The sequence below is a fragment of the Xylanimonas oleitrophica genome (genome assembly GCF_003244315.1).
Taxonomy (GTDB): Bacteria; Actinomycetota; Actinomycetes; order Actinomycetales; family Cellulomonadaceae; genus Xylanimonas_A; species Xylanimonas_A oleitrophica.
Genome location: NZ_QKWH01000003.1, coordinates 307977 through 322086 on the forward strand (window position 1 = coordinate 307977; position 14110 = coordinate 322086).

A 14110-nucleotide genomic window follows, 5' to 3' on the forward strand; every position below is an offset into this window, starting at 1 on the left:
TGCTTCCTGCGGTCGGGGAGGTGCTGGGCCGGCCCGCGGGCCGGCCCAGCACCAGGGGTCACGCGCGGGGCGAGGTGCGGTCGTCGTCCTCGGGCGCGCCGGCGCCCTCGGTCTCCTGCTCCGCAGCGCCCTGCTCGGCGGCACCGGTCTCGAGGGCCTCGTCGGCCTCCGCCTGCGCGGCCTCGGCGGACCGGTGACGGCGCACGCGCCGCACCACCCACACCACGGCCGCAGCGAGCAGCAGGCCGAGCAGCACGTCGACCGCGATCTGCACGAACCGCCAGGTCGGCGGGGTGTAGCTGATCTCGGCACCGGTGGCGACGCCGTTCATGGCGTTGGAGTTGGCGACGGCGAACAGGATGTTGTGCGTCGCCTTGCGGATGTTGCTGACGCCCTCGGCGCTCGTGGTGTCCGCGAGCGACTTCATCGGCTGGAACGTCAGCATCAGGTCCGAGCCGGCCTTGATGCCCTGGTCGGGGTACATGTACCCGTACAGGTTGAAGTCCGTGATGACGATGCCGCGGAAGCCCCACTCGTCACGGAGCACGGTGTCCATGAGCGGCACGGAGCCGCCCGCCCAGGTGGCGCCGACCCGGTTGAAGGAGCTCATGATCGCGGTCGCGCCGATCTCCTTCTCCGCCACGGTGCCCTGGTCGTCGGCGATGTAGCGCATCGGCGCCGAAGCCGTCTTGACCGTGATCTCGAACGGCTTCAGGTACAGCTCGCGGATGGCCTGCTCGTTGGCCCAGGTGGCCACGCCGTTGTTGACGCGGTTGGTCTCCTGGTCGTTGAGGGCGTAGTGCTTGACGTAGGAGTACACGCCCTTGCTGGCGGCACCGCTGACAACGGCCGCGCCGATCTTGCCGGAGAGCACGCCGTCCTCCGAGTAGTACTCGAAGTTGCGGCCCGCGAACGGCGAGCGGTGCAGGTTCATCGCCGGGGCGTACCAGCCGGACGCCCCGAGGAAGATCGCCTCGTTGCCGATCGACACGCCCATGTCGTGCGCCAGGTCCTTGCTCCACGTCTGCGCGACGAGCACCGCGGACGGGTAGGCCATGCCGGAGACGGCGTCGTTGATGAACGAGCTGAAGCCGGCCGGGCCGTCGTAGTCGCCCGTGACCTCCTTGGCGATCGAGTTGATCGCGCCGGTGTTGTAGGCGCCGTTGAGGATGACGTTGGTCATCTCGCCGACGGTGAGCTGGTCGAGCAGGGCGTCCCACCGGGGGTCGTCGTACTCCAGGCCGCGCACGTCGATCAGGCCGAGGTCGCCGTCCTGGCCGGTGGCCGGCATGGTGGCGTCGGACTGGGCGGCGGCCGCCGCGGCGTCGTACTCGCCGAACGCGGCGACGACCTCGGGGGAGGCGGTGGCGTCGGCGGCGGTCGGGGCCGTGGGGAACGTGCCGGCGAAGTCGGCCCGCGACATGTTGAGGATCTTGCCGTCCTGCGGCGCGTCCACGAACGCGGCGCTGACGTCGTCGAACTGGTTGGTCACCGGGGCCTGGTCGGAGGCGCGGTGGTCGTCACCGGAGTAGACGACGGTGCTCTCGACCGTGTAGGGGATCGGCGCGACGCCGGCCTTGAGGGAGTGGGAGTCGGTCTGCACGCGCAGCTCGTAGGTGCCCTGCTCCAGCACGTAGGCCCGGTCGCCGCGGTAGTCGTAGGAGGCCATCTCCTCGACGGGCAGCGTCAGCGTGACCGTCTCGGACTCGCCCGGCGCCAGCAGGCCCGTCTTGGCGAAGTCGCCGAGAACCACCGAGGACTTCTCGATGCCGCCGGGGGTGTACGGCGCGGAGTAGTAGAGCTGGACGACGTCCTTGCCCGCGACGGCGCCGGTGTTGGTCACCTGCACGTCGACGCTGATCTCGCCGTCGACGTCGCCGAGCTGGGTGCCCGCGACGGCCCAGTCGAACGTGGTGTAGCTCAGGCCGTGCCCGAACGGGTAGACGACGGCCTGGTCGTAGTCGATGAAGCCCTCGACGGCCGCGGTCTCGTAGTACCGGTAGCCGACGTAGATGCCCTCCTCGTAGTGGACGAAGTAGCCGTTGCCGTCCACGCCGAGCGAGCCGTCCGACCACAGGCCGGAGATGTTCGAGTAGGCGAAGCTGCCGAAGTTGACGAAGGTCGGGTCCTGCGTGAAGTCCGCGGCGTACAGGTCCACGGTGCGGCCCGAGGGGTTGACGTCACCGGTCAGGATGCGGCCGAGCGCGTTGAGCCCGGACTGGCCGGGCGAGCCCACCTGCAGGACGGCGTCCACGCCGGCGTCGTGCTGGACGGTGCCGAGCTCCATGCTCGTGGAGGCGTTGACGACCACCACGACGGTCTCGAAGCTCTCCTTGGCCAGGGCGATCGTGTCGAGCTCGTCCTTGTTGAGCTCGAGCTGGTGCTGGCCGTCCACGTAGTTGTCGTCCCAGCCCGTCATGTCCTGGGCGAGGTCGCCGCCCTCGCCGCCACCGCGGCCGATCACGACCACGGCCGCGTCGGCGTAGTCCGCGAAGCTCGCGCGGGCCTCGTCGGAGTACTGCGCAACGGGCATCTCACCGACGTCGTAGCGGGACTCCTCCGGCTTGTCCATCACGATGTCGGCGCGCGGCGCCTCCTGCGCGAAGGCGTCCAGGAGCGAGTACACGGTCTCGTTGACCTCGATGCCGGCGTTCTGCAGGCCGGACCGGAAGTCGACCGCGGACGAGGTGTCCACCGAGCCCGAGCCGGCGCCGCCGTAGACCGGGTCGGCCGCGCCGCGGCCCAGCAGGGTGACCCGCGGGGCGTCGGCCGTCAGGGGTAGGGCGCCGGCCGTGTTCTTCAGGAGCACGATGCCCTCGGCGGCGATCTCCTCGACGAGGGCCTCGGCCGCGGCCTCGGTCTCCTCCAGGGTGGCGTGGTCGGCCTCGTTGTAGGTGGTGTCCCACCCCTCGGCGTCCTCGGTGTTGGTGAGCGTGTAGGTGCCCGTGCCGAGCTGGGAGGAGACCCAGTTGCTGAAGATGCCGAGGGCGATGTTGGCGCCCACGGCCAGGACGAGGACGAAGGACAGGACCGGGACCCAGACGGCCAGGAACTTCCTGTTCGACATCGGCGGCTTTGCCGTGCGTGTGCTCACTGCGCGTTGCTCCTTGCGAACGGGGTGCGCCCGGGCGTCCGTGCGCTGACCCATCGACGATGGTGGGTGGAGGCGCCCCGCGCTGTTGCGGCGCCCTCCGTTCTCTGCTCGGCAGGGGTGCTCCCGAGCGTCGAGCTTGAGGGCAGCCAAGCACCCGGCGTGGTGCGGCCGGGCTCGCTGCGCACAACCTGTCACGAGGCGTGCACGATCTGTCGTCCGGCGCGGCCGACGACGGACCCGCCGTGAGCGGTCGCACACCCGCGGTCCAGGGTCGAGCGCAGGGGACGACCTGAGAGGAGTCAGGGCCGAACCAGGGTTTTCTCAGGGAGACACCTCGTGTCCTCGGGGCCGGCGCCGGTGGGACGCTCGCCGCGAACCGTCGCCCAGACCAGGAGCACCTCCATGTCCCACGCAACGCCTGCACCCTCGGCCCCGCGCCCCGCGAGCCCCATCGCCTCCGCACGCGGCCTGCGCAAGGTCTACGGCGACGGCCCCGCGGCCGTCGTCGCCCTCGACGACGTGGACGTCGACTTCGCCCGCGGTGCGCTCACCGCCATCATGGGCCCCTCCGGGTCCGGCAAGTCCACCCTCATGCACTGCATGGCCGGTCTCGACCGTCCCACCTCCGGGCGCGCCGTCGTCGACGGGCAGGAGATCGGCGGGCTGTCGGAGAAGCACCTGACGCGCCTGCGCCGCACCCGCCTCGGCTTCGTCTTCCAGGCGTTCAACCTGGTGCCCACCCTCACGGCCCGGGAGAACATCACCCTTCCCGTCGACCTCGCCCGCGGACGGCTCGACGAGGACTGGTTCGAGGAGGTCGTGGATGCCGTCGGCCTCGGCCACCGCCTCGACCACCGGCCCGCCGAGCTGTCGGGCGGCCAGCAGCAGCGCGTGGCCTGCGCCCGCGCCCTGATCACGCGCCCCTCCGTCGTGTTCGCCGACGAGCCCACCGGCAACCTCGACTCCGTGAGCTCCGCCGAGGTGCTCGGGTTCCTGCGCCGCTCCGTGGACCGCCTCGGCCAGTCGGTCGTGATGGTCACCCACGACCCGGCCACCGCCGCCTACGCCGACCGCGTCCTGTTCCTGGCCGACGGCCGGTTCGTGCGCGACCTCGAGGCGCCCACGGCCGACTCGGTCATCGAGGCCCTGCGCACCCTGTCGGCCCCGCAGGTGCCCGCCGGTGCGGGAGGCGTGCGCTGATGCTCAAGGTCACCTGGCGCGGGGTCGTCGAGCACCCCGTGCGCTTCGCCATGTCGCTGCTCGCCGTCGTCCTCGGCGTCGCGTTCGTCACGGGCACGTTCGCCCTGCGCACCGTGCTCGCGGACACGTTCCACGACATCGTGGGCTCCTCGATGGCCGCCGACGCCTACGTCCGCGGCCCCGAGCTCGGGGACGGAGCGTCCTCGGGCCCCGTCCCCGGGACGGCGGCACGGGCCGCCGTCCCCCTCGCCCTGGCCGACGACGCCGCGGCGGCTCCAGGTGTCTCCGTCGCGCTGCCGGACGTCCAGGGCGACGTCGTCCTCGTCGGCGCCGACGGCACCGCCGTCGCCACCACCGGTGCGCCGAGCCTCGGGCTGTCCGCCGACCCGCGCGACCCGCTCGTCCAGGTCGGAGCCGGACGGCTGCCGCAGGGCCCCGACGAGGTGATCGTCGAGACCTCCGGCCTGGACCGTGCCGGCCTCGCAGTGGGGGACACCACCCGTGTCGTCGCCGGGGGCGAGCTGCACGACGTCACGGTCGTGGGCGAGATGCGCTTCGGCGCACCCGTCTCCGGGGCCGTCATCGTCGGCTTCGAGCCCGACACCGCACGAGACCTGTTCGCGCCCGACGCCACCGTGGGAGCCGTCGCGGTCCACGGCGAGCCGGGCATCTCCGAGGAGGCGCTCGCCGACGCCGTCCGGGCGCACCTGGCCGCCGCAGGCGGAGCCGGGGACGTCGAGGTGGCCACCGGCGCCGACGTGCGCGCCGAGGCCACCCGGGCCGTCGACGAGCAGGTCGGCTTCATCGGGGCGTTCTTGCTCGCCTTCGCCCTGGTGGCCCTGTTCGTGGGCGGGTTCATCATCGCCAACACGTTCGCCATGTCGGTGCGCCAGCGCCTGCGAGAGATCGCCGTGATGCGCGCCCTGGGGGCATCGCCCGTGCAGGTGTTCGGCTCCGTGGTGGGCCAGGCCGCGATCGTCGGGCTCGTGGGGTCGGTGCTCGGTGCGGTGGCCGGCGCCGGCCTGGTCCAGGTCCTGCGGCGGGTGCTCGTGGGGATCGGGATGGAGCTCGGCGGCTCGGTGCCCGTGACGACCGGCGTCGTGGTCCTCGCCCTGGTGACGGGCGTGGGGGTCAGCGTGCTGGCCGCCGCGGTGCCTGCCCGCCGCGCGGCGAAGATCCCGCCGCTCGACGCGATGACCGACCACGCCGGCCGCTCGGAGCGGCCGCTGCGGCTGCGCGCCGCGCTGGGGGGTGCCCTCAGCGCTCTGGGGGTCGCCGGGCTGGCGGCGGCCCCGCACCTGCGGGTGGGGGAGACGGTGCTGGGCGTGAGCGCCGGGGCGCTGCTGGTCGGCGTCCTGGTGCTCGGGCCGGTGCTCGTGGCCCCGGTGGCCCGTGCCCTGGCATGGCCGTTCGTGCGGGCCGGGCGGCCGGTGGTCGCCCTGGCCCGCGAGAACGTGGCGCGCGCGCCACGCCGAGCGGCGGCCACCACCAGCGCGCTCGTGGTGGGCATGGCGCTGGTGGGCGCGGCCGCCACGGTCGCGGCCTCGACCCAGGCGTCGCTCGCGGCCGTGGTCGAGGACTCCGTGCGCACCGACCTGGTGGTCAGCGGCGCCCAGGGCGTCGTGCCCACCGGTGCCGCCACGGCGGCCGGACAGGTCGACGGCGTCGCCGCGAGCGTGCCGCTGATCGTGGGACCCGTGCTCGTCTCGTCCGACGCCGACGCCGACGCCGACGCCGACGCCGGGGCGGGCCCTCGGTACACCGAGCTCGTGACGGCCGACAGGCTGTTCGACCGCCTCATGGCGGCCGAGCCGGTGGCGGGCGACCTGACCGCCACCGACCGCGGCCAGGCGCTGGTGTCCGAGGCCGCGGCCCAGGAGCACGGGTGGCAGCTCGGCTCCACCCTCACGTTCCGCGCCGTCGCGCCGTCTGCGGACGGCACCACGGCCACACGCTCCGTCCCCGTCGGCGGGATCTACCCGACCTGCGGCCTGGGCGCCGAGGTGGTCGTCGACGGAGACGTGTTCGACGACGTGGTGCCCGGGCAGGCCCAGTACGTGAACATGCTGTTCGTGACCGTGGCGCCCGGCGCCGACGTCGCCGACGTGCGGGCCGGGCTCGTGGACGCCGTGCGCCCCTACCTCGTCGCCTCCGTGCAGGACAAGGACGACCTGGCCGCCGACCTCGCCCGTCAGGTGGACCAGGTGCTCGCCGTCCTCTACGCGCTGCTGGCCCTCTCGGTGGTCATCGCGGTGCTCGGCATCGTCAACACCCTCGCGCTGTCCGTCATGGAGCGGACCCGGGAGATCGGCCTGCAGCGGGCCGTGGGTCTCAGCCGCCTCCAGCTCGCCGGCACCACCGTGGTCGAGTCCGTGCTGACCACGGTGCTCGGCACCGTGGTGGGGCTGGGCGTCGGCGTGGGGGCCGCCGCCGCGACCCGCTACGTGTTCGAGGACGAGGGCATGACCGAGCTCGTCGTCCCGGCCGGGCAGGTGGGCGTGATGCTTGCCGTGGCAGCCCTGGTGGGGGTGCTGGCCGCGCTGTGGCCCGCCGTGCGGGCCGCCCGGCTGCCGGTGCTGCGGTCGGTGCGGGTCGAGTGAGACGGTGCCGGGCCCGGTCCGCCGGGCCCGGCACGTCCCGTCCGCCTGGCCCCGTGACGCCGCGCACGCCGCCAGCCGGCGAACAGCGCGCAGGCCAGGAGCACCTCGGCGACGTCGCCGCCGTAGTACATCCACTGCGCGGCGCGCTCGGTCGCCGCCGGTGTGTGACCGGCACCGGGCGGCAGCGTGCCGGCGTGGGCGTAGAGCCACTTGGCCAGGACGGCGTGCGCCGCGGCCGTGAGCACGAGCACGACGGCGCGCGTGGCCGTGGAAGGGCGCCGCGGCACCGGGTCGGGGCCGGCCACGGCCGAGGCGAACAGGCAGCCGGACGCCACGAAGTGCACGCTGACGAGCGCGTGCAGCCAGGGACGGTGGAGCGACGCCGCGTACAGGCTCGTGAGATAGAGGACGGCGAGGCCGCCCGAGGTCAGCAGCCCGGCGGTGACGGGGTGCGACAGCACGTGCACCGGCCGTGACCCCAGCAGCCGCGCGGTGCGGCGCCGCCAGGCCGGGCTCGCTGCCCCCAGCAGCAGGGTCACCGGGGCGGCCAGGACCAGCCCGAGCGGGGCGTACATGCCCAGCAGCAGGTGCTGGACCATGTGGCCGGCGGGGTCGGCGTGGGCCGTGGAGACGAGCGGCGGGCTGACCGCGACGGCGAGCAGCAGCGCGCCCGCGCACCAGGCGGCGGTGCGCCAGCCGCTCCACGGGCGGCCCAGGGCGCCCCGCCGTCGCACGAGGCCCACGGCGTACGCCCCCACGAGGAGCACCAGGGTGACGACAGCCGGCAGCCAGGCCAGGACCTCGGCGGGGAGGGCGGTAGCCGAGGACCCCGGGTGGTGCCCATGGCCTCCCGGGTGCGCCGCGCGCAGGGCGAGCGGCTCCCAGCCCGCGGTGCTCACGGTGCCGGCGCAGACCCGGCAGCGGCGCCCTCGTGCCGGCTGCGCACCGCCAGGACCACCCCGACGGCCAGCAGCACCAGCGCGGCGCCGTTCCACGCCAGGTCGTAGGGCAGCAGGTCGACGTCGTACCGGATCTGGTGGACCCGCAGCACCTTGTGGTCCACGACGCCGTCGAAGAGCTGGAACCCGCCGAGCCCGAGGAACGCGCCGGCCCAGGCCGAGCGTGGGGCGAGGACGTGGCGGTGGCGCAGGTCGGCGAAGAGGAAGAACCCGGCGACGATCAGGACGAGCTCGGCCGCGTGCAGCAGCCCGTCCGAGACGAGCCCGACGGCAGGGGTGGAGCGGTCGTAGAACGAGTGCCAGCCCAGCAGCTGGTGGAAGACGATCTCGTCCACCGCCGCCATGACGCCCACACCGATCATCGCGGCGACCAGGACCGACCGGCGCCGCTCGAGCGGAGGCCGTCCCGGCGCCGTCACGCTCGCCCTCCCCAGGACGGGTCGGTGGGGTGCGGTGCTCCTAGGGTGGCCGGGTGCCCACGCGACTCCTCCTGCTGAGCGACACCCACGTCCCCACCCGGGCGCGCGACCTGCCCCCGCAGGTCTGGCACGCCATCGAGGCTGCCGATGTCGTGGTGCACGCAGGGGACTGGACCACCCCGGAGATCGCCGACGCGGTCGAGGCCCGCGCCGCCTGCCTGGTCGGGGTGGCCGGCAACAACGACGGCCCGCAGCTCCACGCACGGTTCGGCGAGGTGGCCCGCACCACGATCGAGGGCCTGCGGGTCGCCGTCGTGCACGAGACGGGGCCCAAGCAGGGCCGCGAGCTCCGTGCTGACGCGGCGTTCCCCGAGACGGACCTGCTCGTGTTCGGGCACAGCCACATCCCGTGGGACACGGTCTCGCCGGCCGGGATGCGGCTGCTGAACCCCGGCTCGCCGACGGACCGTCGCCGGCAGCCGGTGGGGACGGTGATGACGGTGACGGTCACGGACGGCCGGCTGCACGACGTCGTGCTGGTGCCGGTGGCGCGCTGAGCCGTTCACGAGAGGCTGCCGTCCTGCGGCTCGGGCCCGGAGCGGTAGCCGTTGACCTTGTGGGTGCCGTCGCACCAGGGCGGGACGGCGGTGCCGCCGCAGCGGCACAGGGCCACGGTGGCGCGGCGGCGGGGCACGGGGCGGCCGTCGGCGTCGAGGATGGTGGCGGGTCCGCGCACGAGGAGCGGGCCGTCGGGGCAGGCGGTGACGGTGACCTGCGGGGTGCGCTCGTCGGTCATGCTGCCTCCTGGTCGGGGTGACTGTCGGGGTGACCGTCGGGATGATCGCCGGGGCGATCGTCGGGCTGGTGGTCCGGTTCGTGATCCGGGCTCCGGTCGGGGCGGTGCCGTGGTGCGGGCGCGCCGCGGTGCAGCCGACGGAGGTGATGGACGCTGTGGGCGGCCGTGCGCAGACGGGTGCCGGCGTAGGGGACCCCGCCGCGCAGGCGCCACCCGAGGGCGAGCCAGGAGCAGACGGCACGCTCGGCCACCCACAGCGGCGCCCAGAGGGCGGCGGTGGCGGGGAAGCGGGAGCGTCCGCCGGCGCGCCGGCGCCCGGCCTCGGCGAGGACGACGGCGGTGAGGGCGAGCAGCGCGGGCACGGTGGTGCGGGGCCGGCCGGGCGCCGGTCGTGCCAGAGCGGCGGCGAGCACGGGAAGGATCGAGAGCTCGACGGCGAGGCGGCCCGGCTGGGCGAACGAGTCGTACGCCTGGCGCACCCGCTGCTCGGCCGCCTTGCGCACGGTGGGCGGCCGCCGGGTCACGTACAGGTCCAGGGCGTGGTGCACCCGCCCGCCGCGCGCGGTGACGGTGCGCAGCAGCTCGAGGTTCTCGAACAGCACCCGGGGGTCGTAGCCGCCGGGCCCCAGGGCGCTGCGCCGGAACGCGAGGGTGCCGGGGTAGTCGCTGCCGAGGGCGCGGTTGAGCAGGCTGCGAGAGGTGTCCCAGCGTGCCTGCCAGGGCAGCGGGTCGTAGACGTTCTGCGGCACGACGGCGTCGGCGCAGGCCAGGAGCGCCACCGCGCGCCGCAGCGTCTCGCCGTCGTGACGCACGTCGTCGTCCGCCACGACGACGTGCTCGGCGGTGGTGGCGGCCAGGCCGGCGAGCACGCCCACGACCTTGCCGTTGGCGCCGGGCAGCGGGGCGGGCACCGGCACCACGCGGACACGCGGCCCCCAGACGGCGGCGTGCGCGGCACGCACCGACGGAGGGGAGCCGTCGGCCACCACCACGGGCAGCACGTCGGCCACCTGGGCCAGGTAGGCACCGAGCTCGGCGACGTCGGTCTCGAGCGCGGTGCGTCGCAGCGGCAGCAGGTAGACGGCGTCGGGCAGCACGGTGTCCTCCTCACGCGCCGGCGAGCGGGACGCGCAGGGCGCTGGCGCCGCGCTGCCACCGCTCCAGCACCCAGGCGGCGACGTCGCCCTCGACGGCGAGGCACACCGCCGCGCCCCACAGCACGTCGTCACGCAGCCCTGGCTCCTCCTCGGCCAGGCGGCCGGCCAGGTCGCGGCCCGCGATCTGCTCGTGCACGGCGTCGGCCTCGACGTGCTCGTCGAAGTACCACGTGGTGCCCTCGTCGTGGCCCAGACGGCGGAACCCGTTGCCGTACAGGCGGCTGGGGATCGACGACGTCATCTCGAACGCGGCCAGGTGGCCCACGATCGCGCCGCGCAGCCGGCGGTGCAGCCCCAGCAGCGACATCGTGTTGACGGCCACCAGGGAGACGGCAGGCACCGCGTCGACGTACCGGCCGTAGCAGTCCTCCAGCCCCACCCCGCGCATCGCCCGGGCGAACAGCTCGGCGTGCATGCGCCCGGCCTGACCGCCGCCGTACTCGTCCGCCTGGATCTCCACCAGCGCCGCCTTGGGCGCCCCCGACAGCCGCGGGATGGCCCACGTGTGCGGGTCGGCCTCCTTGAGCTGGTACACCGACTTGAGGGCCAGGAGCTCGCGCGCCTGCTCGGCGTCGGCCTTCTTGGCCACGTACCGCGACAGGCTCGGGCCGTCGTCCTGCGCCGCCAGCGCGAACAGCCGCTCGGCCACCCCCGCGGCGTCGGTCGCCTCACAGGCGGGCTGGGGCACGCGTGCCCGCAGCGACGCCTCGAAGGGCCGCTCCACGCGTGCCCGCAGCGCCAGGAGCCCCGGGTGCCACTCCCACGCGTCGTCCACGCCGTCGACACCCCGGTAGTGCAGCTCGTACATCACCAGCAGAGCGAGCTGGACGTCCTCGGACAGCACCGCCTCCACCGCCTCAGGGCCCTCGAGTCCCGCCTGCGCCAGCGCGCCCGTGACCGGGGCCAGGAGCGCGTCGTCCGGGCCGCCCGCCCGCAGCGCCCCCAGCAGGGCCTCGCTCACCGGGCCGCGCGGCGCCGGCGCCGGCATGCGGCCGGTCGGCCCGTGCGGGGCGTCCGAGGCCGAGGTCTTCGGCCGCAGGGCGTGCGGCGCCGGTTGGGGGACAGGGTGCGGGACAGGGTTGGCAGGCAGGGACGTGGTGGTCATGAGGTCTCCCGGTCACGGGGCGGAGAGGTCCGCCCAGGCGCCCTCGCGGACGCCGGCTGCTGTGGTGCCCGGTCATGCTGCGGCAGGTCGGTCCCGCTCGCCCGGTGACCAGCAGCGCCCGCGAGGAACCGGGTCAGGCCTCGCCGTCGTGCGCCAGGCCCTGACCCCTCAGGCCGCCGCGGGCGCTCGTGCCGTACACGGCCGACTCGTCCTCGACATGGTGGGCCACCCCGCGCTGCGCGGCCTCGGCACGGCCCGCCTCGACGGCGTCCTCGAGCGTGGCGAACGACCCGCCCACCACGTGGCCGCGCACCTCGTTGACCCACGCGCCGTCCCGCGGCACCGTGCGCACGTCCCCGTCGACGGGGTAGCCGGCGTCGTTCACGAGCCCTTCTCCCGCGAGCGGCGCGACTCCTTGTCGTTGGCCTTGCCGATCGCGTCGACCAGCTCGTCCTTCGACATCGAGGAACGGCCCGGCACGTCGAGCCGCTTCGCCACGTCGTACAGGTGCTCCTTGGAGGCGTTGGCGTCCACGCCGCCCGCCGTCTCGCGGTCCGTGCCCGCGCCGCCCTCGGCCTGCCGGTCCGAGGGGCCTGCCTCGTCCTTGGCCTCCCAGCGGTCACCCACCTTCTCGTGGGTGTGCTTCAGCGCGGAGTAGGCGACGCGGTGCGCACGCTCCTCGTCGCCGTACTCGTCCATCGCCGAGTCGTACGCCTTGGCGAACGTCCGCTGCGCCTTGTCGTCCGAGCGCTGCAGCGTCGAGGGCAGCTCGTCCTCGCGGGGCTTGCCGCTCCTGGTGGTCTTCGGCATCGGGTGCCTCCTTCCGTCTCACCCACCGTGCCCCTGACGGGGCGGGCTCGCAGGGCGGACGGCGCACGCCGAGCGCCGAGCGCCGAGCGCTGGAGACGGCGGGGGCGGCGGGGCGGTGCCGGGCGGCTCAGCCGCAGTCGTCGCAGATGCCCGTGGCCGGCAGCGTCATCGCGCAGGTGGGGCAGATGACCTCGACCCGCTCGGGCACGGCCTGACGGCGCGGGGCCGCCGTCGTGGACGGGGTGCGGCGGCGGGCGGGGGCCTTCGCAGCACCCTTGGCGGCAGCGGTGGCCGGGCCGGAGACCTCGAACCCGCGCTTGCTCAGCAGGACGTCGGCGCCCAGCGGGCTGTTGTCCACCTCCTGGGCGGTGGCCGCGCGGCCGGTGGCGTACCGGTGCGCGACGCCCAGGATGGCGCGCGAGTCGTACGTGGAGCCCTCGTGGCGCACGGTGTGCCCGGACGGCGCGAAGCCGTAGACGCCGAGGAAGGACTCGGCGCCGCGGTCGTCGTGCTCCGCGATCGCCTGGAGGACGTGCTGCCGGGTGACGGAGGAGAACGTAGCCACGGCACGAGGGTAGTCGCGCTCGTGGCCGCCCCCGGCCGCCGGGCCCGCGAGGAACCTCACACCCCCGGCGGCAGCGGCCGGGCAGCAGCCGCGCAGCAGCCGGGCAGAGGCGCCCTACTCGTTGCTGTCGCGCCCCGGGATGCCCGTCACCGTGGTCAGCAGGAACGCGGCGTCGGTGAGCGCCGTCACGGCGTGACGCCGGTGCGTGAGCACCCGCAGCTGGCCGGCGTCGAGCTCCTCGTCGCCCTCCAGCGCCGTCACCCGCACCCGCCCGTGCAGCACCTGCACCGACGCCGCCGGCGGGGAGTTGTGCTCCCCGAGCTCCACGCCCGCCACCAGCGCGATGATCGACTGCCGCAGCGGGCCGTCATGGACGACGATCTCGGTGGAGCGGCCGTTCTCCGCGGTACGGGCCCTGGAAAGGTGCGCCTCGGTCAGCAGGTCGATGTCGGTCATGCGCCGGCAGGTCCTCTCGTCGTCGCTCCTGTGCGCCCCCACCGTGCCATCCGGGCCACGTGCAGGCACGCGGGGCGCCGGCCTGGGTGCGCGGGCCGGCGCCCCGGCCTAGCGTCGCCAGGCAGGTGGCGCACGCGGACGACGAGAGGGGCGGGGCGCATGCCGGTGTGGCTCGAGGCGGGGGCGTGGGCGCTGGTCGGTGGCCTGGCGCTGGTGGTCGGCGCCGCCGTCGCCTGGTTCGTCCGCGTGCCGCAGCGGGTGGTCGCCGGCGTCATGGCGTTCGGTGCCGGCGTGCTCGTCTCGGCGCTCGCGTTCGAGCTCGTCGACGAGGCGGAGCGCACCGGCGGTCTGCCGGCCACAGTGCTGGGATTCCTGGGCGGTGCGGTCGTGTACGTCCTGGCCGACCTGGTGCTCGCCCGCCGCGGGGCGCGTCACCGCAAGCGTTCCACGGGCCAGCCCTCGGAGCAGCAGGCCGCGGGCAGCGGTACGGCGATCGCCCTGGGTGCGCTGCTGGACGGCGTGCCGGAGTCGGTGGTGCTGGGGGCCTCTCTGCTCGGCGGGGGCGGCGTGGGCGTCGGGGTCCTGGCCGCCGTGTTCATCTCCAACCTGCCCGAGGGGCTGTCCAGCGCGGCCGGCATGAAGCAGGCGGGCCGCTCGGCCCGCTACGTGTTCGGTGTCTGGGCCGGCATCGCCGTGGCCAGCGGCCTCGCGGGACTCCTCGGTGCCCTGCTCCTGGAGGGTGCCCCGCCGCAGGCCGTCGCCGCCATCACGGCGGTGGCGGCCGGGGCCATCCTCGCCATGCTCGCCGACACGATGATCCCCGAGGCGTTCGAGCGGGCTCACCTGCTCACAGGGCTGGTCATGGCGCTCGGCTTCCTCAGCGCCTTCGTCATCGACCGTGCCTGACCGGTGCCCGCTCGTGCCCCCTGCCGCCCGGCCGCGCAGCCGC

At 74.7% G+C, this 14110-nt stretch carries 13 protein-coding genes and 1 pseudogene; 4 read left to right on the plus strand and 10 right to left on the minus strand.

The window, feature by feature from the left end; all coding sequences use genetic code 11:
- Nucleotides 1-58 precede the first annotated feature (58 nt).
- Nucleotides 59-3094: a glycoside hydrolase family 3 protein gene (locus tag DNL40_RS07100; RefSeq protein WP_111250531.1), complete on the minus strand. Its 3036-nt coding sequence runs from the start codon at nucleotides 3092-3094 to the stop codon at nucleotides 59-61.
- Between the two features lie 402 nt (nucleotides 3095-3496).
- On the opposite strand from DNL40_RS07100, the gene DNL40_RS07105 reads away from it, so the two are divergent.
- Nucleotides 3497-4294 carry an ABC transporter ATP-binding protein gene (locus tag DNL40_RS07105; protein WP_111250532.1) on the plus strand — a complete coding sequence of 266 codons (798 nt, stop codon included), beginning with the start codon at nucleotides 3497-3499 and terminating at the stop codon, nucleotides 4292-4294.
- Nucleotides 4294-6894 carry an ABC transporter permease gene (locus DNL40_RS07110; protein ID WP_111250533.1) on the plus strand — a complete coding sequence of 867 codons (2601 nt, stop codon included), beginning with the start codon at nucleotides 4294-4296 and terminating at the stop codon, nucleotides 6892-6894. The genes DNL40_RS07105 and DNL40_RS07110 overlap by 1 nt, the downstream gene beginning before the upstream one ends.
- A gap of 77 nt (nucleotides 6895-6971) precedes the next feature.
- Here DNL40_RS07110 and DNL40_RS16730 read toward each other — a convergent pair.
- Nucleotides 6972-7889 (minus strand): annotated as a pseudogene (locus DNL40_RS16730) (cytochrome c oxidase assembly protein); the annotation flags it as partial.
- On the minus strand, nucleotides 7790-8272 hold the full coding sequence (locus DNL40_RS07120) for a DUF2243 domain-containing protein (protein ID WP_245885732.1): 483 nt from the start codon (nucleotides 8270-8272) through the stop codon (nucleotides 7790-7792). The pseudogene DNL40_RS16730 and the gene DNL40_RS07120, both read right to left, overlap by 100 nt.
- A gap of 53 nt (nucleotides 8273-8325) precedes the next feature.
- Between DNL40_RS07120 and DNL40_RS07125 the strand changes: the two genes are divergently transcribed.
- Nucleotides 8326-8829 carry a metallophosphoesterase family protein gene (locus tag DNL40_RS07125; RefSeq protein ID WP_111250534.1) on the plus strand — a complete coding sequence of 168 codons (504 nt, stop codon included), beginning with the start codon at nucleotides 8326-8328 and terminating at the stop codon, nucleotides 8827-8829.
- Between the two features lie 5 nt (nucleotides 8830-8834).
- Here the strand turns inward: DNL40_RS07125 and DNL40_RS07130 are convergent, their stop codons facing one another.
- The 7 genes from DNL40_RS07130 to DNL40_RS07160 all read right to left on the minus strand — a co-directional run bounded on the left by DNL40_RS07130 (nucleotide 8835) and on the right by DNL40_RS07160 (nucleotide 13161).
- Complete coding sequence (locus DNL40_RS07130; protein ID WP_111250535.1) at nucleotides 8835-9068, minus strand: CDGSH iron-sulfur domain-containing protein; 234 nt, start codon at nucleotides 9066-9068, stop codon at nucleotides 8835-8837.
- Complete coding sequence (locus DNL40_RS07135) at nucleotides 9065-10165, minus strand: glycosyltransferase family 2 protein (RefSeq protein ID WP_111250536.1); 1101 nt, start codon at nucleotides 10163-10165, stop codon at nucleotides 9065-9067. The genes DNL40_RS07130 and DNL40_RS07135 overlap by 4 nt, the downstream gene beginning before the upstream one ends.
- Nucleotides 10166-10175: 10 nt before the next feature.
- Nucleotides 10176-11213: an iron-containing redox enzyme family protein gene (locus tag DNL40_RS07140; protein ID WP_111250587.1), complete on the minus strand. Its 1038-nt coding sequence runs from the start codon at nucleotides 11211-11213 to the stop codon at nucleotides 10176-10178.
- Between the two features lie 250 nt (nucleotides 11214-11463).
- The gene (locus DNL40_RS07145; RefSeq protein ID WP_179950981.1) at nucleotides 11464-11715 is read right to left on the minus strand and encodes a DUF2188 domain-containing protein; all 252 of its coding nucleotides are present in this window, start codon (nucleotides 11713-11715) and stop codon (nucleotides 11464-11466) included.
- Nucleotides 11712-12140 (minus strand): ChaB family protein, encoded by a 429-nt coding sequence (locus DNL40_RS07150; protein ID WP_111250537.1) that lies wholly within the window; start codon nucleotides 12138-12140, stop codon nucleotides 11712-11714. The genes DNL40_RS07145 and DNL40_RS07150 overlap by 4 nt, the downstream gene beginning before the upstream one ends.
- Nucleotides 12141-12267: 127 nt before the next feature.
- Entirely contained in the window at nucleotides 12268-12705 is a 438-nt protein-coding gene (locus DNL40_RS07155; RefSeq protein WP_111250538.1) for a ScoMcrA-related endonuclease, read from the minus strand.
- A gap of 114 nt (nucleotides 12706-12819) precedes the next feature.
- Nucleotides 12820-13161, minus strand: a complete 342-nt coding sequence (locus DNL40_RS07160; protein WP_111250539.1) for a cupin domain-containing protein — start codon at nucleotides 13159-13161, stop codon at nucleotides 12820-12822.
- Between the two features lie 159 nt (nucleotides 13162-13320).
- On the opposite strand from DNL40_RS07160, the gene DNL40_RS07165 reads away from it, so the two are divergent.
- On the plus strand, nucleotides 13321-14067 hold the full coding sequence (locus DNL40_RS07165) for a ZIP family metal transporter (RefSeq protein WP_111250540.1): 747 nt from the start codon (nucleotides 13321-13323) through the stop codon (nucleotides 14065-14067).
- Nucleotides 14068-14110: the final 43 nt, after the last annotated feature.

Coding starts and splice junctions, on each gene's coding strand:
- DNL40_RS07105 (WP_111250532.1), top strand. CDS start 3,497: ATGTCCCACGCAACGCCTGCACCCTCGGCCCCGCGCCCCGCGAGCCCC.
- DNL40_RS07110 (WP_111250533.1), top strand. CDS start 4,294: ATGCTCAAGGTCACCTGGCGCGGGGTCGTCGAGCACCCCGTGCGCTTC.
- DNL40_RS07130 (WP_111250535.1), bottom strand. CDS start 9,068: ATGACCGACGAGCGCACCCCGCAGGTCACCGTCACCGCCTGCCCCGAC.
- DNL40_RS07140 (WP_111250587.1), bottom strand. CDS start 11,213: ATGCCGGCGCCGGCGCCGCGCGGCCCGGTGAGCGAGGCCCTGCTGGGG.
- DNL40_RS07150 (WP_111250537.1), bottom strand. CDS start 12,140: ATGCCGAAGACCACCAGGAGCGGCAAGCCCCGCGAGGACGAGCTGCCC.
- DNL40_RS07160 (WP_111250539.1), bottom strand. CDS start 13,161: ATGACCGACATCGACCTGCTGACCGAGGCGCACCTTTCCAGGGCCCGT.
- DNL40_RS07165 (WP_111250540.1), top strand. CDS start 13,321: ATGCCGGTGTGGCTCGAGGCGGGGGCGTGGGCGCTGGTCGGTGGCCTG.